Source organism: Hyphomicrobium denitrificans 1NES1 (assembly GCF_000230975.2).
GTDB classification, from domain to species: Bacteria; Pseudomonadota; Alphaproteobacteria; order Rhizobiales; family Hyphomicrobiaceae; genus Hyphomicrobium_B; species Hyphomicrobium_B denitrificans_A.
In genome coordinates this window covers 2,733,754-2,757,902 of the sequence record NC_021172.1, presented here as the reverse complement: position 1 = coordinate 2,757,902, position 24,149 = coordinate 2,733,754, and the positions used below count along the sequence as shown (strand labels likewise).

The window sequence follows — 24,149 nt, the reverse complement described above, 5'->3', positions numbered from 1 at the left end:
GCCCGGCACCCGCTGTTTGACGCAATTCGAGGCCCGGTTAAGACCTCAACATGGCAATTCGTGATCTGACATCGGAGCGGCTCTTTATCGTCGGCGATCTCGCGGCCGGATTGTCCGTCGAGCTTCCGCAGCAGCAGGCCCACTATTTGACCAACGTTCTAAGGTTGCGACCCGGCGCGCGGCTTCTCGTGTTCAACGGTCGGGATGGAGAATGGGAAGCCTCGCTCCTTGAAAATCGCAAACGCACCGCGATTCTCGGTATCGAGCACCGGACCCGTCCGCAGGAACAAGGGCCGGACATCGATTATCTTTTTGCTCCCCTCAAGCGCGCGCGCCTGGATTACATGGTCCAGAAGGCGACTGAGATGGGCGTCCGCCGGTTGCGGCCCGTCATTACCGAAAGAACCATCGCCGAGCGCGTGAATACAGAGCGGATGGTCGCCAACGTCATCGAGGCGGCCGAGCAATGCGGAATCCTCCGTGTGCCCGAGGTCGAGCCGCCGGTTTCGCTCGATAGCGCCTTGGCCGGATGGGACCCCGCGAGAAAGCTGATCTATTGTGACGAACAGGAGACGAGCGCCGATCCGATCGAGACGCTCGGACATGTTCCCGCGGGCCCGGTCGCCGTCCTTATTGGTCCCGAGGGTGGGTTCTCGGATAGTGAACGAAGCCGACTCCTCGCCCAGTCCTTTGTTGTGGTCCTGTCGCTGGGGCCCCGCATCATGCGGGCGGACACCGCCGCCGTTGCGGCATTGACGCTCGTCAATGTTGTCCTGGGCGACTGGCGGCGAATTTGAACTCGGCATCTACGCCACCTTGCCGTTCCGATCCTGCCCCGCCATAAGGCTCCTGCCGTGCGAGGTCCCTTCGCACTTATCCAGGAATGAGCCGGGCTACTCGGGTATGTCGACGCGCGAACAGGCTGCCGAAAGCGCACGGATCGAATCTCGCGACGATCTGGTGCGCTGGATCGCGGCGGGCGAGAAGCCGAAATCCGAATGGCGGATCGGTACCGAGCATGAAAAGTTCGTCTTCCGCACCGTTTCCCTGGCGCCCGTGCCATATGGCGGCCCCGACGGCATTCGCGCCCTGATGGATGAGCTCATTGCACGCTATCGTTGGGTTGCGATCAAGGAAGACGACAAGGTCATCGCCTTGAAGCGGCCGGACGGTGAGAAGGGCGGTACGATCAGCCTTGAACCGGGCGGCCAGTTCGAGCTGTCCGGAGCGCCGCTTGACAACGTCCACGAAACCGACGCCGAGACGGACGAGCATCTCCGCGAAGTCCTCGACGTCGGCGAGGATCTTGCGATCGGCTTTCTCGGAGTTGGGTTTTCGCCGAAGTGGCGCCTCGACGAAATCCCACAGATGCCGAAGAAGCGCTACAAGGTCATGACGCGCTACATGCCGTCCGTTGGCAGTCGCGGCCTCGACATGATGTACAGGACGGCGACGGTCCAGGTGAATCTCGACTTCGGCTCGGAAGCCGACATGGTCAAGAAGCTGCGTGTTTCGCTGGCGCTGCAGCCGATCGCCACCGCGCTGTTTGCAGCCTCGCCCTTCATGGAAGGCAGACCTAACGGCTTTCAGTCGTTGCGAAGCGAAATTTGGCGCGACACCGACAGGCAACGCACGGGCATGCTGCCGTTCGCGTTCGAAGACGGCATGGGTTACGAGCGATACGTAGAATACGCGCTCGATGTGCCGATGTATTTCGTCTACCGGAACGGAAACTACATCGACGTCGCCGGCTCATCGTTCCGCGATTTCATGGCGGGTCGCCTGCGCGGTTTCGAAGGCGAGTTTCCAACGATCGACGATTGGGCCGATCATTTGACGACGCTGTTTCCAGAGGTCCGTCTCAAGCGCTTTCTCGAAATGCGCGGTGCCGACGGCGGGCGCTGGGGCACGATCACGGCGCTCCCCGCTTTCTGGGCCGGCATCCTTTACGACGGGGCGGCGCTCGACCAGGCTTGGCAAATGGTGCGGGACTGGACGGCCGAGGAGCGCGGGAAACTGCGAACGGACGTACCGAAATTGGCGCTGGCAACTCCGTTCCGGTCGACGAGCGTCCGCGATCTTGCACGTCAAGCGCTGCACATTTCTCGCCTCGGTTTGAAGAACCGCCGCCGCGTCAATGCGATGAGCGAGGACGAGACGATCTATTTGGCCCCGCTTGAGCGAATCGCTGGGGAGGGCCGCACCGTATCCGACGACCTGTTGCAGCGGTATGCTGGCCCTTGGCGCCAGAACATTGACCATATTTTTGAGGAGTTTGCGTTCTAGGGTTTTGCTACGGTATTGGCTCGGTACCGGCGGCCAAATCTATGGTTCAGCCGTTGTTCAGGGTCATGTACTTAGTTTCCCTCGTTTTGTTTTGGCCCGCCGTCCCGCACCGTGGTCCGGGACCAGGAGGCGGTAGGATGGTTCAAACAGTAGGGAGCGCAAAAGGATTGATGCGCGCCGCCATCCTGATGGGCCTCATGCTTGTCGTGTCTGGGTCTGCCTTCGCCGACCCATGCGCCGAAGGCTGTCGCTCTCAACACAACACCTGCCGCATGAACACCAAGCTTCTGTATTCACCGCGCTGCGACGCGGCGCTCCAATCATGCTTGAGCGGATGCTTCGCTCAGGATCGATTTCGCGATCGTGAGCGCGAGGGGCGTGCGCCGCAGGAGTTTCGCGGACCCCCCGAATTTCGTGGCCCCCCCGAGTTCCGTCGGCCAAGATTCCCGGGCCGCAACGAGCGTCATTGAACGTTCGGCCGTAAAGTCTCTCTACAACATGACGCGGCCGGATATTGCTCGCCACGCCGCCGCGTGCGAGGATGCTTAACAACCGCCGCAATGAGTTTAAGGAAGCCAGCGCGGCGCACGGCCGATTCGGGGTGGTCGCTGAGGAGATGTTTGGCGATGCCACATATCGAGCTGCCTGAACCGGATATTGGCGTTATCCGCCGTCGGCCCATATTGATCGAAGGTCTGAAAAGCCGAGTCGGCGCGGACCTTCTGATCCTCGATGAAGATGGGCGGCGCGCCTACGAAACCGACGCCTTCACCGCGTATCGCAATGTGCCGATGCTCGTCGTGCTGCCGCGCACGACCGAAGAAGTTTCGAAGATCCTGAAATTCTGCCACGAGAACGACGTCAAGGTCATTCCGCGCGGCGCCGGGACCTCGCTCTGTGGCGGCGCGCTGCCGACGGAGGACGCCATCGTTCTCTGTGTCTCGAAAATGAATCGCGTCCTTGAGGTCGATTACGTCAATCGCTTCGCGCGCGTGGAAGCCGGCATCACGAATCTCGAGATAACTTCGCGCGTTGCGCCGAAGGGCTTCTTCTATGCGCCCGATCCGTCGTCACAGTTGGCCTGCACCATTGCCGGCAACCTCGCGATGAATTCAGGCGGCGCCCATTGCCTCAAATACGGCGTGACGACGCACAACGTGCTCGGCGTCAAGATGGTGCTGATCGACGGCATGATCGTCGACATCGGCGGCACGTCGCTTGAAAGGAACGGCTACGATCTGTTGAGCTTCATGATCGGCTCGGAAGGCCAGCTCGGCGTCGTGACCGAAGCAACCGTCAAGATCCTTCCCGCCGCGGAAGGCGCGCGCCCGATGATGATCGGCTTCCGGTCGCCGGAGGCGGCAGGCAGTTGCGTCGCCGCGATCATCGCGGCCGGCATCATTCCGGTCGCGATCGAATACATGGACCACGCCGCCATCGAAGTCTGCGAGGCATTCGCCGGTGCCGGTTATCCGCTAGACGTCGAAGCCTTGCTGATCGTCGAGGTCGAGGGTTCGGAAAACGAGATCGGCATTCTGCTCGGACGCATTGCAGAGATTGCAGCCGCGTACGATCCGAAAACGGTTGTCATGAGTTCGGGGCCCGAGCAGAGCGCGCGCATCTGGGCAGGCCGGAAGGCCGCGTTCGGCGCCATCGGCCGAATCTCCGATTACCTCTGCATGGATGGCACCATCCCGCTCGCGCAGCTTCCGCACGCGCTGACGCGGATAAGCCAGATTTGCGCCGAGCACGATTTGAAAGTTGCCAACATCTTCCATGCGGGCGACGGCAATCTGCACCCGCTCATCCTTTACGATGCGAACAATCCGAGCGAAGCCGACCGTGCCGAAGCGGCGGGCGAAGCTATCCTGAAGCTCTGCGTCGAGCTGGGCGGCTGCCTCACGGGCGAGCATGGCGTCGGCATCGAAAAGCGCGAGCTCATGGCATCGCAGTTCTCCGCAACCGATCTTGCCGTGCAGATGCGTATCAAGACGGTGTTCGATCCGACGTGGCGTCTTAACCCCGCGAAAGTTTTTCCGCTGGCGGCCACCGAGACGATGCGCTCGGGCCGCGCCGCGAGCACCCCCGAGGCCGCTTAGCACATGGTGCGTTCGTGACCGAACTCTTGCGACCCGCAGCCGAGTGGGAGCTGCAGTCGATGATCGCGAAGCTCGCCGCCCAGAAACGGCGCGTCGAGGTTGTCGGTCACGGCGCCTTGCGCAATGCCGGCCGCGTCGCGCGCTCCGATATCGTTCTGTCGACGGCGGGCCTCAAAGGCGTAACTCTATACGAGCCGACGGAGATCGTCATGTCGGCGCGCTCCGGAACGCCGGTCTATGAGATTGAAGCGATCTTGGCCGCACGAGGACAAATGCTTGCCTTCGAGCCGGTCGACCTGGGACCGGCGACCGGCGCCCCGGGTGGCGCGTTGTCGATTGGCGGCGTTTTCGCGACGAATTTTTCAGGCTCCCGCCGCATCCTCGCAGGAAGCGCACGCGACAATCTTCTTGGCGTTCGTGCCGTCAATGGCCGAGGCGAACTCTTCAAATCCGGTGGCCGCGTGATGAAAAATGTCACGGGCCTCGATATCGCACGCGGCCTGACCGGCAGTTGGGGCACGCTCGCGGTGATGACCGAAGTGACGTTCAAGGTGGCGCCATTGCCCCAGACGATGCTGACGCTCGCTTATACCGGTCTCCCCGACGACCTCGCGATCGAGGCACTGACCGCGACAATGGCGACGCCGCTCGAAGTCTCTGGCGCCGTCCATCTGCCGAAGGGTTGCGCCGCGCGCCTCAAGCAACCGAAATTGAAGGGCATCGATCAACCGGTCACGCTTTTGAGGCTGGAGACGTTTTCGACCGCGATCGAAGCGCGCAAGGAAAAACTCAAAGCCGCATTGAAGGTGTATGGCACGCCGATCGAACTCGACGCCGAGGAGACCTGGAGCCTTTGGAGCGAATTCCGCACGCTGTCGGTCATGCCGTTCTCGACCGAAACCAGCCTCTGGCGGATTTCGACGTTGCCGACGAAGGCCGCCGAGATCGTTTTTGCGATTGAGAAGTTTATGGACTCCACGGCATTCTACGATTGGGCCGGAGCGTTGATCTGGCTTGAGGTTCCGGCCGCCGCCGATGCCGGTGCCGCCGACGTCCGCCGGGCCGTGTCGGTTCGCGGCGGCCACGCCACGCTCATCCGCGCGCAACCGGAAGTCCGCGCCAGCGTCGATGTCTTCGAACCGCTGAAGCCGGAAATCGAACGATTGACTCGCGGCGTGAAGTCCGCGTTCGATCCCGATGGACTTCTGAATCGCGGGCGGATGTACGCCAACCTTTAGAAATTTCTGTCTGACAGTCAGGCGCAATGCACACCAGTTTTTCCAAGGAGCAGCTTGAGAATCCGGAAATCGCGCGAGCGGATCGCATCCTGCGTCGCTGCGTCCATTGCGGGCTTTGCACGGCGACGTGCCCGACCTATGTCGTCCTGGGGGACGAGCGCGATAGTCCGCGCGGGCGCATTTACGCGATCAAGGACATGCTCGAAAAGGGCATCGAGGCAAAGCCCGAAGTCTCGAAGCATATCGACCGATGCCTGACGTGCTTGTCCTGCATGACGACGTGTCCGTCGGGCGTCGACTACATGCATCTCGTCGAGATTGCGCGCGGCCATATCGAAAAGACCGGTAACCGCAGTCTGAAGGATCGGTTGATCCGCAGAGCGCTGACGGAAATCGTTCCTTATCCGCGGCGTTTCCGCTGGGCGATGCGCGCTGCGCCTTTGGGCCGCCGCCTGGCGCCGATCTTTCGCGCCCTCAAGATTCCGGAGCTGGCCGCGATGGTCGAGCTTGCGCCGGCCGAGGCGCCGCGCAGCGCACGTTTTCGCGGTCCTGGAACAGCGTCGCCGACAGGGGTCAGGACAGGCCGTGTCCTTCTGCTCGCAGGCTGCGCGCAGCAGGTTCTGAGGCCGCAGATCAACGACGCGACGATCCGGCTTTTCGCTCGCGGCGGCATCGACGTCATCGTCGCGAACGGCGCAGGATGTTGTGGTGCTTTGAGCCAGCACATCGGACGCGAGGAAGAAGCCATAAAGTTCGCACGTGCCAACGTTGCGGCCTGGAGCAAGGAAATCGCCAAGGGCGGTGTCGATGCCGTCATCATCAATACGTCGGGCTGCGGCACGACGGTAAAGGACTATGGCCATCTCCTGCGGCATGAAACCGAGTACGCCAAACGTGCCAAGGACATTGCAGCGATGGCCAAGGACGTGACCGAATTTCTCGACGGCCACGATTTCGGCGCGCCCAAGCGATGGTCGAGTCTCAAAGTGGCCTATCACTCGGCCTGCTCTTTGCAGCACGGTCAGCGCGTCATCTCTCAGCCGAAATCGCTTTTAAAAAAGGCTGGGTTCACGGTGCTGGATATTCCGGAAAGCCATCTCTGCTGTGGCTCGGCGGGTATTTACAACATCGTGCAGCCCGAAATCGCGGGTGCGCTACGTGACCGCAAGGCGGCAAATATCAAGTCGCTGAGGCCAGACGTTGTGGCAGCAGGGAACATCGGATGCATCCAGCAATTGCAGACGGCACTCGATATTCCTGTCGTGCATACGATCGAGCTTTTGGACTGGGCGCACGGCGGTCCTGTTCCGCAAGGCCTCGAAGGTCTCGCCAAATATTCGACCGATGTGCCGCAGCCCGAGCGAAGCGTAGAGGACTATATCGGCGCATGAACATCATCGACAAGGAAGCCCCGTCCCGCGCGGTACTCGAAGCGCAGCTTCGGGCACGTATCCGAGGTAAAGCGAAGCCCGTCGGCTCGCTCGGCCGCATTGAAGACCTCGCTCTGCAAATCGGAATGGTCAGCGGCACGCTGCGGCCCGATCTCGGCCGCGCAAAAGTTCTCGTGTTCGCGGCCGATCACGGCCTGACGGCTGAAGGCGTGACGGCCTATCCCTCGGCAATCACGCGCGAGATCGCAAAAATGGTTCTTGCGGCCAATGCCGGGGTCAACGTTTTGGCGCGAGCCTCCGGCATCGATGTCGTGCTTGTTGATGCCGGAATGCTCGAACCGCTGCCGCCGCACGATCAGCTGATCGAGCGGCGGGTCGCGAGCGGCACCAGGAATTCGCGGCTCGAACCGGCGATGAGTCCGGACGAGTGCGCGCAAGCACTCGAAGCCGGGCGGGCTACCGATGCGCAACTCGCCGATGATGAGGTCGGCATCGTCGGGTACGGCGAAATCGGCATCGGAAACACCAGTGCCGCGGCGCTCGTCGCGTGCGCATTGACCGGAATCGATCTTGCCGCGCTCGTCGGGCCTGGCGCGGGCGCACCGGCTCTCGGCTTGGAGCACAAGCGCAAGATCCTGGAGATTGTTTGGGCCCGGGCAAACATTCAAGCGATCAGTCCAGACGAACGAGCGCGTGAAGCGCTCCGGCAATTCGGCGGCTTTGAGATCGCCATGATGGCGGGCGCCATGGCCGCCGCCGCCGCGGAACGCCGGATCATCGTCGTCGACGGCTTCATCTCGACGGTCGCGGCCCTTGCAGCCATTGCGCTCTATCCGGAGACGCGCGCGTGCTGCGTCTTCGCACATTGCTCTGCTGAACCGGGGCACAAGGCACTTCTCGACCATCTCGGTGCGAGACCGCTGCTCCAACTCGATATGCGGCTTGGCGAGGGAACGGGTGCGGCGCTTGCTATCCCGCTCATTCGCGCGGCGGAATTGATGCTGCGCGACATGGCTGAGCTGCCCGGTGAGCACCCGGCATGATTGCCCGCGAGATACGGCTCTTCCAGATCGCGCTGCAATTTCTGACGCAGTTGCCGGTCGGGTCGATCCGCGACTGCCCGCCGGACTGGCTTGCACGCTCGGCTAAATACATGCCGCTCGTCGGCGCCATCGTCGGCGTGATCGCGGGGGCTGGCATTCTCCTGAGCGCAGTCTTTTTTCCGGGACCACTTCCCATAGTCATCGGCTTGGTTCTGGCCATCGCGATCACCGGCGCGCTGCACGAAGATGGCCTCGCCGATACTGCCGATGCCTTCGGTGGTGGCCGCACGCGCGAGCGCCGCCTCGAAATCATGAAGGACAGCAGCATCGGAACGTATGGCGCGATCGCGCTGATCGCTGCGTTCGCGCTGAAAGATTCAGCACTCGTTGCACTCGATCTGCGCTCTGCGGCCTGCGTCATGATCGCCGGTCACGCCGGCGCGCGCCTCGCGACAATCCTGACGATGTGGAGGCTGCCTCACGCCGGCGGCATCGCCAAAGTCAGCCAGAAAATCTCGGAGATGACGCCATCCGAGGTCGCCGTCGCATTCGCTTTAGGGTTAATACCTGGATTGCTCGTCTTGCCGACGTCGAAGTTTGTCGTTGCCACGCTGTTCGCTTTTGCGGCCGCAGCCATCATCGCCTTGATCGCCCGGCGTAAAATCGCCGGTTACACGGGCGACGTCCTGGGCGCGGTCGAGCAGGTTTTTGAGACCGTCTTCTTCGCGGTCGCTGCGGCCGTAATCGCCGGCCCGCATTGACGTGTGCAGATGCGAAGGGAAGTCCATCATTTCTATTGCCGAACTTCACACGACTCGCCGGGTCAAATTGAGGCTTGATCTCAAGCGAAACGATGCAATGATTGGAGCGCGGCGGATGAGACTGGGCAGAGGGTAATCAGAAATCGCCAATAGAGTTTGAGTGCGTATGGCGACGGCCGATGTGGGGAACGGCGCAGCGTTTGTAGCCGCAGATCGCGTTGATGCGCGCCTATCGCTATGGCCCGCGCCCCGCTACATAACGGAAGTCTTCGACGGAGCCGATGAAGCTCTTGCCGCGCTTGAAGCGGTGCAGGGCGGACTCGTCTCGACCGGCTTCCAGACGCTCGACTGGTTGACCGTATTCTATGAGGAGCTGGCGCCGTCGCGACGCGCCATGCCGCGCCTCGTCGTCGTCACGGAGAGCAACAGCGGCGAGGTTGCGCTGATTCTGCCGCTGCTCGTTCAGAAGAAACGCAGGCGGACGGTTGCCCGCTTCGCCAACCTCGGTGCCGGCGGCTATGGCGGACCGATCCTGGGACCGTCGCTTCCCGAACGGCAGCGGTCGATACGGCGCATCTGGCGTTCCGTTCTCGGCGCAATGTCCGATATCGATCTCATTCGGCTCGATCGCATGCCGGCTGAAATTGGCGGCCGGCCCAATCCGCTCCTGACCCGTTGGGGCATTGTTCCCTCCCGGTGCTCCGGCAATCTCGTAACGGTTCCGGAAAGCGTCGACACGTATCTGCACGAACGCGGCAAGAAGTACCGCAAGGAGGTCGAGCGCTGCTATCGGCTTTGGGAGAAGGAAGGAGCGCCGCGCTTCTATCGCGCCGAGACGCCGGGGGAAGCCGCGCACGTCTATGCCGTGCTCGAAGAACAGTTGACTCCGCGTCACGGCGCGACGGGCGGCAAACGCATCCTCGATGAACCGGCCTACCGCACATTCGGCGAGCGGCTGGCGATCGATGGGTCCGATGCGGGACTTGCGTCGTTGTTTGCACTCGAAGCCAACGGCGAGATCGTCGCGACGCTATTTGGCATCGTCCACGAGGATACATTCACGATGCTGCATCTCGGGACAGGCGAGACATGGGGCCATCTCTCGCCCGGCCGGCTGGTCATGATCGAAGCGATGAAGCATTTTGTCGCCCGGGGTGTACGCAGGTTCGATTTGGGGCTCGGCGAGCATCCGTTCAAACATGGCTTCGGCGTCGAGCAAGTTCCGCTCTACGATCTGATCGTTGCCCGCGATCTCGCAGCGGTGCCGCGTGCCATATATCACCTTCTGGAGGGCCGCTTGCGCAAGAGCGCGCGCCTCAAGTCGGCTTATCGACTCTTGAAATCGCATTTTACCCGTTAAATCCGGGCGTTGAACCCGACTTTCGCCCGCCCGGGCGATCCGATATAAGGCGGGCTCGCCTGCCGGGCGCCCAAGGTGCTACGGCAACTTTTGTAATCACGGTTCCCATAGCTTCTCATGTCCAAAGACCCTACCAGCGCGCGCCCCGCGCCGCAGGCGCAAACGGCAATCCCGCCGCAGGCGCAAACCGCACCGGCGGCGCGCCTTGCCAAAGGCTTTCGCGACATCGAAGCGGCGGAATTGCGCGGCCTGAACGAGATGATCGCAAAGATCCGCGACGTCTACGAGCGCTATGGGTTCCAGGCGCTCGAAACGCCGGCGATCGAATATACCGACGCGCTGGGCAAGTTCCTGCCCGACCAGGACCGGCCGAACGCCGGCGTCTTTTCGTTTCAGGACGAGGACGAGCAGTGGATGAGCCTGCGCTACGATCTGACGGCGCCGCTCGCCCGCTACGTCGCACAGAATTTTCAAACCTTGCCGAAGCCATTCCGCCGCTATGCGTTCGGCAACGTCTACCGCAACGAGAAGCCCGGTCCGGGCCGCTTCCGCCAGTTCATGCAGTTCGACGCCGATACGGTCGGCGCCGAAAGCATCGCGGCCGATGCCGAGATGTGCATGCTTGCAGCCGATACGCTGGAAGCGCTAGGCGTCAAGCGCGGCGACTACGTGATCAAGGTCAACAGCCGGAAGGTCTTGGACGGCGTTATGGAGGCTGCGGGAATTGGAGGGAACGAAAATGTTGCCCGTCGGCTGACCGTCCTTCGTGCTATTGATAAGTTTGATCGCCTTGGAATGGATGGCGTCAGAGAACTACTCGGCAAAGGTCGGCGAGATGAGAGCGGCGATTTCACAATAGGTGCCGGACTGACTGGCGAACAAGCTAAACTCGTCCTGGCATATGTTCTCTCGGCCAAGGTTGTCAGTACCGAAACGAAAACGGCTCGGCCAAGTGCCGAAACAATCGGCAATTATGTAAAATGGGGCAAGGACGAAAATGATCCGGACCCGGCCGAATACTGGTATCCCATCGACAATGCGCTGACCATCTCGGCTCTTTCAGGATTAGTCGAAAAAAGTGAACGTGCTGTCAAGGGATTGGAAGAACTTCGGCGGATTACCGAATTAACGCGAAGCGCCGGATATGGTTCTGGACAAATCCTGATAGATCCCTCCGTCGTCCGCGGCCTCGAATATTACACCGGCCCCGTGTTCGAAGCCGAGCTGACGTTCGAGGTCAAAGGCGACGACGGCAAGCCCGTGCGCTTCGGCTCGGTCGGCGGCGGCGGCCGTTACGACGATCTCGTCGCGCGCTTCACAGGCGAAAAAGTTCCCGCGACCGGCTTCTCGATCGGCGTCTCGCGCCTGCAAGCTGCATTGTCGCTCATCGGCGAAAAGAAATCCGAAGCGCTCGGCCCTGTCGTCGTGCTCGTGATGGATAAGGGCGAGGTCGCGCGCTACCAGAAAATCACGCAGGATTTGCGCAACGCCGGTGTTCGCGCCGAGATGTACCTAGGCTCGTCCGGCATGAAGGCGCAGATGAAATACGCCGACAAGCGCAACGCGCCGTGCGCGATCATTCAAGGCTCCGACGAGCGCGCCAAGGGCGAAGTGACGATCAAGGACCTGATCGAAGGCGCGAAGGCCGCCGCCGCAATCAAGGACAACAAGGAGTGGAAGGCGGCACGTCCGGCGCAGTTCTCCGTCTCCGAGTCGAGCCTGATCGACGAAGTCAAAAAACTCATCGCGCGGCATCAGGATTAATCGTAATGCCGATTGCGGAACTCTCGATTGAAACTCGCGCACTACTTCTTCCTCTCCCCCTACGCGGGGAGGGGTTAGGGGTGGGGGGAACGCCTGTGTGTGATCTCTCGGGTAGCGCATCTTTCCCCAAAGCAGATGTTTCGTATTTGGCATTGAAGCCGACCCCACCCCCGACCCCTCCCCGTCAAGGGGAGGGGACAAGTGCGGACACGAGGATCATTCGCCGGCTAACTCAATTCCCTCGCCCCGCAAGCGGGGAGAGGGTCAGGGTGAGGAGCAGCCGCGCAGTCGGTGTTTTCCGTGCGGCACCGCTTGCTCCTCCAGATCTCCGCGGAAGGCGCTAGGGTCATGGCCGCGGAAACGACACGAGATTTCGAGGCGCTCGAAGCTCAGGCGCAGACGCTGATGTCGGTTTTTACAAAGGCCGGCTACGATGCAGTTGCGCCCGCGGTCATTCAGCCTGCCGACGTTTTCCTGGACGTCATCGGCGAAAGCCTGCGCGCCCGAACCTACGTCTTCACCGATCCGGACGGCGCCGAGCTTTGCTTGCGGCCCGACCTCACGGTGCCGACATGCCGGCTGCATCTTGCACGCCACGCCGATCCGACGACGCCCGCGCGCTATTGCTATCGCGGCGCTGCGTTCCGCTTCCAGCCTCAGGGTGCCGATGCCTCCCATCCGCGCGAATTCCGGCAAGCGGGAATTGAGCGCTTCGGAGATACCGAGCGCGAGGCGGCCGAGGCAGACGTCATCGCCATCGTCATCAGGGCAATGAAAAAAGTCGGCCTGAAGGATTGGTCGCTGCGTCTCGGAGACCTCGGCCTTTTTTCGAGCATCCTCGACGTTGCCGGTATTTCGCCGCGCTGGAAGAAGCGCCTGGACGACGCGTTTCTAAAGCCGCTGGCATTTCGCGAAGCTCTGAAGGCTTTCGCAACGGGCGGCGGCGTGACACGCGTTTCCATGCCCGAAGCGCTGCTGTCGTCGCTCGATAGCGCCGATCCCGCTGCCAGCGAAGCGACCGTCGCGGCGTATCTCGAAGAGAAATCGATCGAGCTGATCGGTACGCGGCCGTTATCGGATATTACCGAGCACCTGATCGGTATCCGAGAGAGCCGCGAAGAAAAGCCGCTCGATACCACCGCCGCCGATCTGATCGGCCGTTACGTCGGCATATCCGGGCCGGCGCGCACCGCAGGCGCAAAGATTGCCGAACTCGTCAACGGAGCGCCGGCCGGTTCGAGCGAGGCGTTGGAAATGTACGATCGCCGCTTGGCGCTTCTTGCAAACGCCGGCATCGATCTCGATCGCGTGACGTTCTCTGCCGAATTCGGACGCACGCTCGCCTATTATTCCGGCCTCGTGTTCGAAGTTCGCGCCAAGACGCTCGGACCGCAGAGTCCGGTTGCGACCGGCGGCCGCTACGACGGCCTGATGCGCGCAGCGGGTGCGGACGTCGACGTTTCCGCCGTTGGCGCCGCGATTCACACCGAGCGTCTTCTGGCAGCGATACAGGGAGCGTCGTCATGGGCAGGTTGACGCTGGCCATTCCCTCGAAGGGTCGCCTGATGGAGCAGACGACCGACATGTTCGCGCGTGCCGGACTCGTCGTGCGCAAGGTCGGGCATGCGCGCGGCTATCGCGGCGAGATCGACGGCTTGCCGGACGTCGACGTCGCTTATGTATCGTCGTCGGAAATCGCGGAAGCGTTGAAGGCCGGGAGCGTTCATCTCGGCATCACCGGCGAGGATCTCATTCGCGAGAATATCTCTGATGCTGCGACGCGCATCGGCTTCGTGCATAAGCTCGGCTTCGGCTTTGCCGATGTCGTCGTGGCGGTGCCCGCTTGCTGGATCGACGTCGTGACCGTCGCCGATCTGGAAGAGATCGCGATGCCATTTCGACGGAGGCATGGCCGCTGGCCGCGCGTCGCGACGAAATACATGAACCTCACGCGCCGCTTCTTCGCATCGAAAGGCTTCGGCGACTACCGTATCGTCGAAAGCGCCGGAGCGACTGAGGGTGCGCCCGCAGCAGGCACCGCAGAGCTCATCGTCGACATCACCACGACGGGAGAAACGTTGCGCGCCAACGGGCTGCGCGTGCTCGACGACGGCGTCATTCTTAAATCCGAAGCGAACCTCTTCGCTTCGAACGTGGCCTCCTGGACGCCCGAATTGCGCGCTCTGTGCGATGGGATCGGGAGACGCCTCGCACGAGCGCCGCGCGCGTCGGATCGCGGGTAACCCTTCATTAGGCAAACAGCAGGAAGGCACACTCCCGATCGCCGGCGTGGCTCGGGTCTGGTACTCGTCTTGCCTGTCTCCCTACGACTTATCGATCCCCGAGGGCTCCCGTGTCCAATATCAGCACGCATTGCGGCAAACCGACATTCGGCAGGCGGACGTCGCTCGTCCATGCGCTGCTGGAGATCGGTGGTGTTGCGCCATTCCGGTGCACCGTTCATCAAATTGACGATGACGGTGCCGAAATCGAATTGAGCCGGCCCGTGGTTCTGCCGCAGCAGGTGCGCCTCTATTGGGAACAGTACGGCGACAGTGCCGAATGCGCAGTCGTCGGCACCGAGGGCCCGACCGTTCGCGTCGCGTTTACCTCAGGCAGAGGATCGGAAATTCTTCGCCGCTTCGAAGCCGATCGCGCTAGCCGGCGTCAGCGAGCAGGCATTTGAGAATGCCGTAATTGTAGCGCCCGTCGAGCGCTGCAAATGCAGGTCCGAGTTTTCCCGTATCCCGCGTCTCGCAGCGATCGAACGCCGCTTCGATCTCGTCGCGCTCGGCGGGATCGAGGTGAAGCGCATCCTCCGCACCGATTAATCCCGCCTCGATCGCCTCGGCGAGATGACCATAGACGGTCGCAACCTCGAGCCCGCGCTCGGATGCGATCTGCTCGGCGTCAAGCCCCCTGAGATGCGCCGCGAGCGTTGCATTCACGCTTGCCGATAGCCGGTTGGTCAAAACCGGATGCTTCTTGAATTGCGAAATGACCTGCATGAACGCCGCGCCATATCGCGCGATCTTGCTGGCGCCGAGTCCGAGGATGTCGTGCAAGGCCGTTTCCGTATCAGGCCGTTTCTCGGCAAGCTCGATCAATGTACGGTCTTGCGCCACGACGTAGGGCGGAAGTTTCGCCGCAGCCGCAAGTTTCTGCCGCAAGGCCTTCAGCGCATCGAACAAGGGCTGATTTTCCCGCGTGACCTTTGATGCCAGCGATGCTCCACGCTTCTTGGCGACCTTCGATTTCGGCCGCGTCACGCGCATCAGGAAACGCTCCTCGCCACGAAGCAGAGGCCGCGCACGCTCGGTCAGCACCAGCGAGCCCATGCCTTCATCGTCGCCGGTCAGATAGCCCTGCGCCGTCAGTTGTCGGAAAAGCCCCTTCCAGGTCGAAACCGGCACGTCTTTGCCAATGCCGAATACAGACAAACGGTCATGGCCGTTGCGCAGCACGCGCTCGTCTGCCGTTCCGATAAGGACGTCGGCAAGATAGGTCACGCCGAAACGCTGACCCGTCCTGTAAACGGCCGACAAGGCTTTCTGGGCGATAATGGTGCCATCCTCGGTATGCGGCGGGCTGAGGCAGTTGTCGCAGTTCCCGCACGGCTCCGAGCGCATCTCTCCGAAATAGGCGAGCAATGCCTGCCGGCGGCAGCCCGGCATCTCCGCAAGTCCGACGAGCGCGTCGAGCTTCTGTCGCTGCACTGTCTTGAAGGCTTCCGGGCCTTCCGATTGCCCGATCCATTGCCGAAGCTGGACGATATCCTGCAGGCCATAGGCCATCCAGGCATTCGCGGCTTCACCATCGCGGCCGGCCCGGCCCGTCTCCTGATAATAAGACTCGATCGACTTCGGCAAATTGAGATGTGCGACGAAGCGCACGTCGGGTTTGTCGATGCCCATGCCGAAGGCAATGGTCGCGACGATGATCAGCCCTTCTTCCGTCAGAAACTTCGCTTGTGCCGCCGCGCGGACGGGCGCTTCGAGGCCCGCATGATAGGCAAGTGCCTTGCGCCCCTTGGAGCATAACCACGCGGCCGTTTCCTCAACCGACTTGCGCGACAGGCAATAGACGATCCCTGCGTCCGATGAATGCTCGGCTTCGATGAATTGCCAAAGCCGCTCCCGCGCGCTGCCGCTGCCGAGTTCGGCGATCGTATAGCGGATGTTCGGCCGGTCGAAACTCGCAATGAAGCTCCGGGCATTTTCGAGCGAAAGCTCCGCAATGATGTCTTGCCGCGTTCGTTCGTCCGCGGTCGCTGTCAACGCGATTCGCGGCACGCTCGGAAAGCGCTGCGCAAGAATCTTGAGCTGCCGGTACTCGGGCCGGAAATCATGTCCCCACTGCGAGACGCAATGCGCTTCATCGATAGCAAAAAGCGCAATGTCGGCACGCTCGAACAGTGCGAGCGTGCGCTCCTGCACCAGCCGCTCCGGCGCAACGTAGAGGAGATCGAGCGCATCAGCCGCGAACTGACGCTCGATCTGATCCTGCGTGCTGCGATCCTGCGTCGAATTCAGAAATGCCGCTTTGACGCCGAGGTCGCGCAGCGCATCGACCTGATCCTGCATCAACGCGATGAGCGGCGAGACAACGATGCCGGTCCCGGGCCGGACCAGCGACGGGATCTGATAGCAAAGCGACTTGCCGCCGCCCGTCGGCATCAACGCGAGGCAATCGCCGCCACGCAGAATGGTGTCGATAATGTCGCCCTGCAGCGGGCGAAAACCCTTGTAGCCGAAAACATCCTCGAGCTTGGCGCGCGCGAGGGACATGGCGTCGTCGGTAGCGGAAGCAAACGGTAGAGAAAGCGGCGCGGCGAAGGCCGGCATCACGAAGTCCTATGCGCAAGTCATTAGGACCGGACGCTAATCTGATTCGATGCACGACTTGCCGGACGTTTCGTAAAAACCGATGGGAAACGCCGAGTTAGCCTGAATTATTTTGGCGGACTGTCAAACGTTGCGACAATTTAACGTCACGTTCAGAATGAGTTCATCTTCTTCGGCTTAAATGAGATCTCAAGGCTGGTGTCGCCTCCCCCCCGTGCACACCAGATGCTGCTGCCGCCCGGCCAAGTCCCGACTCCCCCCGTCTTCCCCTTGGCCGGGCCGCGGCGCTCCCAAATCTCCAAAATTTTTCGGAAATTGTTTCGGCCCGTTCAAACAGCCACGTTGGCCGTGATGTGAATGCGATCCGTTGCACTCGGTTCGCGAACAAGATCAGGGCCCTTGAACGCTCCGAGGTCCATCTCGCGGATTGCGCCGTCCTTCACATTCGAAATCAGGTTATTCGCGATCAGGCATTTCCCTGCATCGAGAGCATTTGTGACGGAGATGCCGACGCGCGCATCACGAACGATATTCCCGGTAACGGCGACGTCGCGCATGTATGCGCCCCACCCGATCTGAATGCCGACAGTCGGCGCATTTTCGATCGTATTGCCGGTGACGACCGCGTCGGCCTCGACGCCGATGCCTTCGCCGCGCTTGTCTTCAGGTTCCTGCTCGCGCCGGAAAAGATTGCGAATGAGATTTCCCTGAACGACGGCAAGACGGCCGCCGTCGTTGAAATTCGTCACCGAAATTCCGCAGGCGGCCGTATCGACGAGATTATTGGCAATAATCGCGCCCTGGAAACCGAACTCCGCATAGAGTGCGACCTCGCCGAGCCGCTCGCAGCTATTGCCGATGATCTGGATATTCGACGACGCATTCCCGCGTACCGCCGTGTAGGCGCAATCGGAAATACGGTTGCCTGAAACGAGCACGCTGCCGGCGCGAAAGACATTGATGCCGTTACCGTACTCGCCCGTACCTCCGGCAGCGTTGCGAATTTTCGAAATGCGATTGCCTGATACAACGCTGCCGTCCTCTTCCTGCTTGGAGCGCCAGATCAGGATGCCGTTGTTGCCGCATTCGGTGACGGTGTTGCCGGTGATGTCGAGGCCGAAAGAATCGAGGCTCTTGAACCCCGCATCGAGGACATGACTGATGAGGACACCTTCGATGCGCCCGCCGCATTCGGTTAACGACAGCCCGGTGCCGGCGCTGTTTTGGATTTCGAGATCGGCGAGATGCACGTTCTTCGAGTTGAGCAGCGCCAGCAGGCCATCTCCGCGAGCCGGATCAAAGGTTTTGTACGCACCATCGAATGTCAGTCCGGCGAGCATCAGCCCGTCGGCTTTTTCCGCAGTCACGAAGGCGGTGCCTCCTGAGAATACGAGGATAGTCGAGCGCGCCGACCCGAGCAGGCGCGTGCCCCGGCGCAGCCGCAGGTCGCTGATGATGAATTTGCCTGGCGGCAGGACGAGGGGAATGTCTCTTTCGGCTGCAGCGTCGACGGCCGCCTGCAATGCTGCCGTCTGGTCCTGGCGTTCATCGGGGATGAGAGTGGCCGAAAATTCGGAAGCATTCGGAGTTGCGGGCTCCCGTGTGGGCCGACGCTCGCTCGCGTGTGCGGCGCTCACGGCGGCGCCGAGGCCTAGGCTTGCCCCGATAAGCGAGCGGCGATTGATGGTCATGGACGTGCTCCGGTTTGCTTCGTCCAAGAAGCAAGGACCGAGCCAGCTCGCGAGGCGTTAAACCGAGGTTAAAATGGGAGCCGGGGAAAGAGCGTTCAGCGCAACCTTTAAGATTTCGACGGCGCCGGGGACGGCATATCCCACAGTATCTCGCAGCTTGGCATCTGCTGGAACGTGGATGAATCCGACCTTGCATCGCCCGCCGCGGTCACGCGCTTCGGCGAGGGAATGGTAAAGAACGGCGTTGCAGAGATAGCCGCCTGCGTCATTCGAAAGCGTGGCGTTGTAACCTTGAGCTTCGAGATGCCGGACGATGGATGTCGCTGCGATTGTTGCCGGAAGCGTCGGCGCACCGTCCTCGAATACGCGATTGAGAACCGGCAGGCTGCCAGCGGCATCCGGCGACATACGGCAGAAATTCCGAGCCTCGGTCTCGACTCGAAAGCCGCGCATATTGGTAGCGACACCAAAGTGGAGAGCCAACACAGGATCGTGCCGTTCATAGAGTTCGGCAAGGATACTCGGTGCGCGCGTCCATTCTGTTGGCAGAACGGCGGCGACGAACCGGCAGTGCGGCAGCGCAATTCGCGCTTTGAACGAGAGCCATTTGACGAGCGAGGCCGATGCGTTCCTGCGAACGCCCGGAAACGGCCCGAAGCCGGTCAACAATACAGTCGGGGGAAGGTCCGTCCATAGGGGCATGGCTCAATATAGAGCACCCCAGGCGCCAGTCGAAGTGGCGATCGGCACGGAAGCTAAAGCCCCATGAAGCCCATCAGCCGCTCGACCGCCAGTGTCGGCAGCAGGGTTCCTTCACGCACCGAAGCTTCGATCTTCGGAAGCTCGGCCGCAACTTTCGGGTTTGCTTTCAGCGCACCCATCAGCCGGTCTTCGAGCATGTCGCGCATCCACGACACAGCTTGTGCCTGGCGGCGCTTCTGGAATTCGCCCGTTCCCGACATCTTGTCTCGATGGTCGAGAACCTTGGCCCAGAGTTCTTTGAGTCCGCGATTTTCGATCCCCGAGACCGTAAGCACGGGCGGGAACCACGTCGCATTGTGCGGCGTGAAGATCTGCAGAGCGTGCCGGTAGTCGGCCGCAGCACGTTCCGCGCGCTTGACGTTATCACCGTCGGCTTTGTTGATGGCGATCATATCGGCAAGCTCGATGATGCCCTTTTTGATGCCTTGCAGATCGTCGCCGCCGCCTGCCAGCAAGAGCACCAGGAAGAAGTCGACCATATCGGAAACCGCGACCTCCGATTGTCCGACGCCGACCGTTTCGACGATGACGACATCGAACCCCGCCGCCTCGACGAGGGCCATCGTCTCGCGCGTCTTGCGCGTCACGCCGCCGAGTGTGCCAGACGATGGCGACGGCCGGATGAATGCGTTCCGCTCCTGCGCCAGTGCGCTCATGCGTGTCTTGTCGCCGAGGATAGAGCCGCCTGAACGCTTCGACGTCGGATCGATCGCGAGCACGGCCACGAGATGGCCTTCCGCGATGAGGTTCATGCCGAACTGATCGATTGTCGTCGATTTTCCAACACCCGGTACGCCGGTAATGCCGAGGCGCACGGCGTTCCCAGTTTTCGGCAGAAGCTCCTGCAACACGCTTTGCGCGAGGCGGCCGTGCTCCGGGTTCGTGCTTTCGACGAGCGTGATCGCGCGGGCGAGGAGCGCGCGGTCGCCGGCGGTAATGCCGGCCACGTAATCTGCGACGGGAATACGATGGGCGGGCAGGGTGGCAATGGCCATGATTCGCTTGGATATCCTTATCTTTCAAGGGGCCGACCATGGTCAGGAATGGGGTTGCCCGCAAGTCCGGATTTCGTCGCCCTCCAGGCACAATCCTGCTGACACAATTCGTCGGCATGCAGAGTTTGTTGCCCTAGCTGGGCCGGCCCCCTAGAATTTCCACTGGGCCAGAGGTCAAGACGGATTGCGGGGAGGGATGCGATGTTCACGCTTGCCAAGCGTCGGCTGCAGTCGCGCCGGTCGGGGGTTCTGATTGCTGCGATCGCAGCTTGCAGCGTGCTTGCCGCCTGCACGCAGGCGCCGAAGCTTGCAAAAGCGCCTGAGGCACAATCGGAGGCGGACCGGACAGCCGATGCGCGCCCGGTTCCTGCTCCGGCGCCTTCGGCAGCACCAGCTCCAAGCGCCCCATCTGAAGCAGAAGCGCCAGTCGAATCCGAAGTACCGACGGAAGCCGCAGGTGGCGCAGCCCCGCCTCTGCCACCAGTCGCTGAAGCGTCCCCGCCTGACGACATAGCCCCGGGCGCGGGTGCTCCGTCACCGGAAGCCTCGGAGCCGGCCGGAGGCGCGGCCCCGCCGTCCGAAACAGCGGAATCGCAGCTGTCCGGAGGTGCGGCCCCACCGTCCGAAACAGCGGAATCGCTGCCGCCTCCTTCTCCACCGCCTTCTGAGCAGGCGACAGCGCCTGAACCGAAGCCGCCCGCGGCCACTGCGGAGCCTCCGATGCCGTCGGCGGCGCCTGGAGCAGCGATGCGTGCAGCAGCCGAGGCTGCTGCTGCGGCAGCAGTCCGCCGTGCCGAAGAGGAAGCGCATGCGGCGGCCGCAGCCCGTCGGTCGGATGAGGCGAAAGAGGCGGCGCCAGCCAAGCCCGTCGAGGACCCGGCAAAAGCCTACGACGTCGTCCCGGTTTTTTATGGAACGGATCGCGCGATCGAACCCGATCCAGACCGGTTGCAGTTCGGCGCCGAGCGTGGACACAAGCTGCAGCTCGGCCGCGCGTTGATCACGGTGCCGCTCATTCACAAGGTGCCACATATCGAGCGGCCAGTCGTGATCGAGATCCCGTATTTCAAGGTCAAGATTTACGAGGAGAAGGAAGATCCCGAGAAGCACTTCACGGTGCAGGAAATCAAAAGCCTGACCGAAGATCAGATGCTGGCTCTCATCAAGCAGCGGCTGGCGACGTCAACGACGTTCAAGGACCATGCCTTCATCTTCGTGCACGGGTTCAACACGTCGTTCGACAACGCACTCTACCGTACGGCTCAGATCGCCTACGACCTGCGCTTCGACGGTGTTCCGTTCCTCTATAGCTGGCCGTCGGGTGGCAAGGTCGCGAGCTATACCTACGATCACGGAAGCGTCGAGCAGGCCGAGCCGACGCTGACGGAGTTTCTGAACCTCGTGATCCAGAAGAGCGGCGCAAAATCGATCAGCCTGATCGCGCATTCGATGGGGAACGAGCTTCTGTTGCGTGTGCTGGAGCGCATGAAGACGAAAGTGCCGCCTGGCGTCGTGATCAGCCAGGTCATTCTCGCCGCCCCTGACGTCGACCGCGACAAGTTCAATATCATTGCGCGCGAGATCACCAACTTCTCCAAGGGCGTGACGCTCTACGCGGCATCGAACGATCGCGCGTTGAGCTATTCGGCGCGGTTCTGGGGTGGCGTCCCGCGCGCCGGCGATGTCCCTGAGACCGGGCCCCTGATCATCCCTGGCGTCGATACGATTGACGTTACCGCCGTCTCGACGGACGCGCTGGGCCTCAATCATTCGGGCTATGCGGAAAATCCCGCGCTGCTCAATGACGTGAAGGCCCTCGTCGCATCCGGGCTTCGGCCGCCGGACAAACGCGTTAAGGACATCCTGACGGTCCAGTCGGCCGCCGGAACGTATTGGCGGTTCCAGGCGGAAACTGCGGCGAGTCCGTAAGTCTGACGCGCGTCACCCGGCGACGGTTGCTTCGCCGCCGCCGGTAGTTTGACGAGCGCTCGTAAGACTTCCTTTACGCGCATGCGGCACATTTCTTCGGAGTTTGTTCAGTATTTGAGGGTTCGTCATGCGTCCCGCTCTTGCCAAGCCGCTTGCGTCGGCAGGTGTCGCTGCCCTTCTTGCGTTGGCCTCCGCAAACGGTGCGCTCGCCGAAGATGCCCAGTTCGAAGATGTGCAAAGTGACGGCACGCAGATTGTTGCGGCGGGTGTCGCAGACGAACGGCTTCCGGCCAAAAATCTCAATTCCGTTCCGATCGACGGCTTTAGCTCTTCAGCAAGCGACGGGGCGGATGGCCCGTTGGTCCGCCGGTTGACGGCGGCGAGGCCGAACGAAGATCTGGTCATCTGCGTGGCCGGCTGCTTCGCCGACCGCGACCGTGTCGTCTATGCTCAACCCATCGATCGACAGGCAAACGCGAAAGCGGCAGCCGCCAAGCAGAACTCGAATGGCGCGTCCGACGGCACGAGCGGATCGATTGCGCAGAGCCTGCGTGGAAGCCAGTAACGACCGCTTATCATGGCCGCCAAAAAAGCGCCGCATATCGGCCACCAGCCGGGCGAAATTCGCCGCTGCAGCCTGCGTCGCCGATAATTATTTCGACGACGGATCACCTATCCGGCGTCGTTCTTGACTCCGACGGCCGGCAATACTTTGCCCCCTCGTTTTCCCGGCCGGCCGAAGGAGATGAACCACATGAACAATCTTTCGCGCGGCACTTGGCTCGCGATTGCGGCGGTTGCCGCTATTCCGGCGACCGTCGCCATTGCCAAAACCGTCGATCGCGGCGGCTGGCACAACATGACGCCGGAAACGCGATCACGCCTCGAAGAAGGCCGCATCGCGATGGTGAAAGCCGCACTGCAGCTCAACGCGGATCAGGAAAAACTTTGGTCGCCTGTCGAGTCGACGGTGCGCGACGCATTCAAGGTGCGCGAAGAAAAGCGTGCCGAGTGGGCGAAGAAACGCGAGGAGCGCCGGGCCGAGAAAGACGCGGCCGAGCCAAAGCCGCGTGACCTTTCCGAACGCTACGAGCGGATAAGTCAGCGTCTCGCCGAGCGCGCTGATCGAATGAAGGCATTTTCCACGGCTTTCAAGCCGTTCTATACATCCTTGAGTGACGAGCAGAAAGACGTATTGCGTCCGCTTATGCGTCAACTCACGCCGGGCTTCGGACACGGCAATCGTGGTCCCCGCTGGGCCTTTGGCGGCGGCTGGGGTCCCGGCGGCGGACCGGGGCATCACTATCATCATGGTCATCACGGCTGGCGTGGTGGTCCCGATGGTCAGGGCGCACCGGGAATGCAGAACGAAGCACCGGACGATGACACCGGCCCGGGCGCTCCTGCCGAGCCCGACAAGAAGGGATGACGCCGCGTAGCCATTTCACTCCAATGCACACTTTCTGCTGGCCGGGCGCGAATGCCCGGCCTTTTTTATCGTTGCGACACGGTGGAGTTCTGAGGTGCGGATCGGCGAAGCGCGCGAAGGCTACTAGAGCTTACGCAGACTGAAGAAAGCCGTGCCAGCCTCGCCGGACAGACGTACGCGTTGTGTACGGCCTGAAACCGTGATGCGGATCGAACCGCCGGTATTGTACTGCTGGTTGAAGAAGCTTCCCGAATAGCTGTTGGCACCGGTTCTATAGAGCGTCGCCGACTGATCGACTTTGGCTGACGATGTCGCACATGTTGCCGACATCGCATAGCTCGATGCGCCGGTCTTAGCAAAGTGAGCGCGGCAGCGCGCCCGCTCTTTCGAGCCGGATGCGAACGCGATCGAACCGCTGCCGCTCCATGATCCGACGAGCGAGCCGGGTTCTGCGTGTGCGCTGCCGACACCCGCGCCGCTCAATCCGGCGACAAGGGCAAATCCGCCGGCGGCAAACGCGCGTAACGTTTGCGAAAGGACACTCCGGACCATTGTCG

At 61.9% G+C, this 24,149-nt stretch carries 19 protein-coding genes and 1 pseudogene; 15 read left to right on the top strand and 5 right to left on the bottom strand.

Annotated features, from left to right (window positions below):
• The first annotated feature begins 50 nt into the window (after positions 1–50).
• The 12 genes and pseudogenes from HYPDE_RS13220 (at position 51) to HYPDE_RS13165 (ending at position 14,628) form a co-directional block, all read left to right on the top strand.
• Positions 51–797 (top strand): 16S rRNA (uracil(1498)-N(3))-methyltransferase, encoded by a 747-nt coding sequence (locus HYPDE_RS13220; RefSeq protein WP_015598990.1) that lies wholly within the window; start codon positions 51–53, stop codon positions 795–797.
• A 106-nt stretch (positions 798–903) separates the two neighbouring features.
• The gene (locus HYPDE_RS13215) at positions 904–2,286 is read left to right on the top strand and encodes a glutamate--cysteine ligase (protein ID WP_041320486.1); all 1,383 of its coding nucleotides are present in this window, start codon (positions 904–906) and stop codon (positions 2,284–2,286) included.
• Positions 2,287–2,912: 626 nt separating this feature from the next.
• Positions 2,913–4,385, top strand: a complete 1,473-nt coding sequence (locus HYPDE_RS13210; RefSeq protein WP_015598987.1) for an FAD-binding oxidoreductase — start codon at positions 2,913–2,915, stop codon at positions 4,383–4,385.
• Between the two features lie 14 nt (positions 4,386–4,399).
• Complete coding sequence (locus HYPDE_RS13205) at positions 4,400–5,623, top strand: FAD-binding protein (protein WP_015598986.1); 1,224 nt, start codon at positions 4,400–4,402, stop codon at positions 5,621–5,623.
• 26 nt (positions 5,624–5,649) lie between these two features.
• Positions 5,650–7,014 carry a glycolate oxidase subunit GlcF gene (gene glcF, locus HYPDE_RS13200; RefSeq protein WP_015598985.1) on the top strand — a complete coding sequence of 455 codons (1,365 nt, stop codon included), beginning with the start codon at positions 5,650–5,652 and terminating at the stop codon, positions 7,012–7,014.
• A complete protein-coding gene (cobT, locus tag HYPDE_RS13195) occupies positions 7,011–8,057 on the top strand; it encodes a nicotinate-nucleotide--dimethylbenzimidazole phosphoribosyltransferase (protein ID WP_015598984.1) in 1,047 nt (348 codons plus the stop codon). Before glcF ends, cobT begins: the two co-directional genes overlap by 4 nt.
• The gene (gene cobS / locus HYPDE_RS13190) at positions 8,054–8,818 is read left to right on the top strand and encodes an adenosylcobinamide-GDP ribazoletransferase (RefSeq protein WP_015598983.1); all 765 of its coding nucleotides are present in this window, start codon (positions 8,054–8,056) and stop codon (positions 8,816–8,818) included. The genes cobT and cobS overlap by 4 nt, the downstream gene beginning before the upstream one ends.
• A gap of 166 nt (positions 8,819–8,984) precedes the next feature.
• Positions 8,985–10,178: a GNAT family N-acetyltransferase gene (locus HYPDE_RS13185; RefSeq protein ID WP_015598982.1), complete on the top strand. Its 1,194-nt coding sequence runs from the start codon at positions 8,985–8,987 to the stop codon at positions 10,176–10,178.
• A 117-nt stretch (positions 10,179–10,295) separates the two neighbouring features.
• Positions 10,296–11,942, top strand: coding sequence for a histidine--tRNA ligase (gene hisS, locus HYPDE_RS13180; protein ID WP_015598981.1), 1,647 nt, complete (start codon positions 10,296–10,298; stop codon positions 11,940–11,942).
• A gap of 348 nt (positions 11,943–12,290) precedes the next feature.
• Entirely contained in the window at positions 12,291–13,478 is a 1,188-nt protein-coding gene (locus HYPDE_RS13175) for an ATP phosphoribosyltransferase regulatory subunit (protein WP_041320485.1), read from the top strand.
• A pseudogene (gene hisG, locus HYPDE_RS13170) lies at positions 13,466–14,173 on the top strand (ATP phosphoribosyltransferase); the annotation flags it as partial. The gene HYPDE_RS13175 and the pseudogene hisG, both read left to right, overlap by 13 nt.
• A gap of 122 nt (positions 14,174–14,295) precedes the next feature.
• Positions 14,296–14,628: a hypothetical protein gene (locus tag HYPDE_RS13165; RefSeq protein WP_041320484.1), complete on the top strand. Its 333-nt coding sequence runs from the start codon at positions 14,296–14,298 to the stop codon at positions 14,626–14,628.
• On the opposite strand, the gene recQ is transcribed toward HYPDE_RS13165, so the two are convergent.
• From recQ to meaB, 4 genes are all read right to left on the bottom strand, one after another.
• Positions 14,600–16,786, bottom strand: coding sequence for a DNA helicase RecQ (gene recQ / locus HYPDE_RS13160; RefSeq protein ID WP_015598977.1), 2,187 nt, complete (start codon positions 16,784–16,786; stop codon positions 14,600–14,602). The genes HYPDE_RS13165 and recQ overlap by 29 nt on opposite strands.
• A gap of 329 nt (positions 16,787–17,115) precedes the next feature.
• Positions 17,116–18,477, bottom strand: a complete 1,362-nt coding sequence (locus HYPDE_RS13155) for a TIGR03808 family TAT-translocated repetitive protein (RefSeq protein WP_015598976.1) — start codon at positions 18,475–18,477, stop codon at positions 17,116–17,118.
• Positions 18,478–18,534: 57 nt separating this feature from the next.
• Positions 18,535–19,179, bottom strand: coding sequence for a pyroglutamyl-peptidase I (locus tag HYPDE_RS13150; protein ID WP_015598975.1), 645 nt, complete (start codon positions 19,177–19,179; stop codon positions 18,535–18,537).
• Between the two features lie 53 nt (positions 19,180–19,232).
• Positions 19,233–20,234 carry a methylmalonyl Co-A mutase-associated GTPase MeaB gene (meaB, locus tag HYPDE_RS13145; protein WP_015598974.1) on the bottom strand — a complete coding sequence of 334 codons (1,002 nt, stop codon included), beginning with the start codon at positions 20,232–20,234 and terminating at the stop codon, positions 19,233–19,235.
• A gap of 201 nt (positions 20,235–20,435) precedes the next feature.
• On the opposite strand from meaB, the gene HYPDE_RS13140 reads away from it, so the two are divergent.
• From HYPDE_RS13140 to HYPDE_RS13130, 3 genes are all read left to right on the top strand, one after another.
• Positions 20,436–22,163, top strand: coding sequence for an alpha/beta hydrolase (locus HYPDE_RS13140; protein WP_015598973.1), 1,728 nt, complete (start codon positions 20,436–20,438; stop codon positions 22,161–22,163).
• A gap of 127 nt (positions 22,164–22,290) precedes the next feature.
• A complete protein-coding gene (locus HYPDE_RS13135) occupies positions 22,291–22,728 on the top strand; it encodes a hypothetical protein (RefSeq protein ID WP_015598972.1) in 438 nt (145 codons plus the stop codon).
• A 189-nt stretch (positions 22,729–22,917) separates the two neighbouring features.
• Positions 22,918–23,592: a Spy/CpxP family protein refolding chaperone gene (locus tag HYPDE_RS13130; RefSeq protein ID WP_015598971.1), complete on the top strand. Its 675-nt coding sequence runs from the start codon at positions 22,918–22,920 to the stop codon at positions 23,590–23,592.
• A gap of 123 nt (positions 23,593–23,715) precedes the next feature.
• On the opposite strand, the gene HYPDE_RS13125 is transcribed toward HYPDE_RS13130, so the two are convergent.
• Positions 23,716–24,144, bottom strand: coding sequence for a hypothetical protein (locus HYPDE_RS13125; protein WP_015598970.1), 429 nt, complete (start codon positions 24,142–24,144; stop codon positions 23,716–23,718).
• Positions 24,145–24,149: the final 5 nt, after the last annotated feature.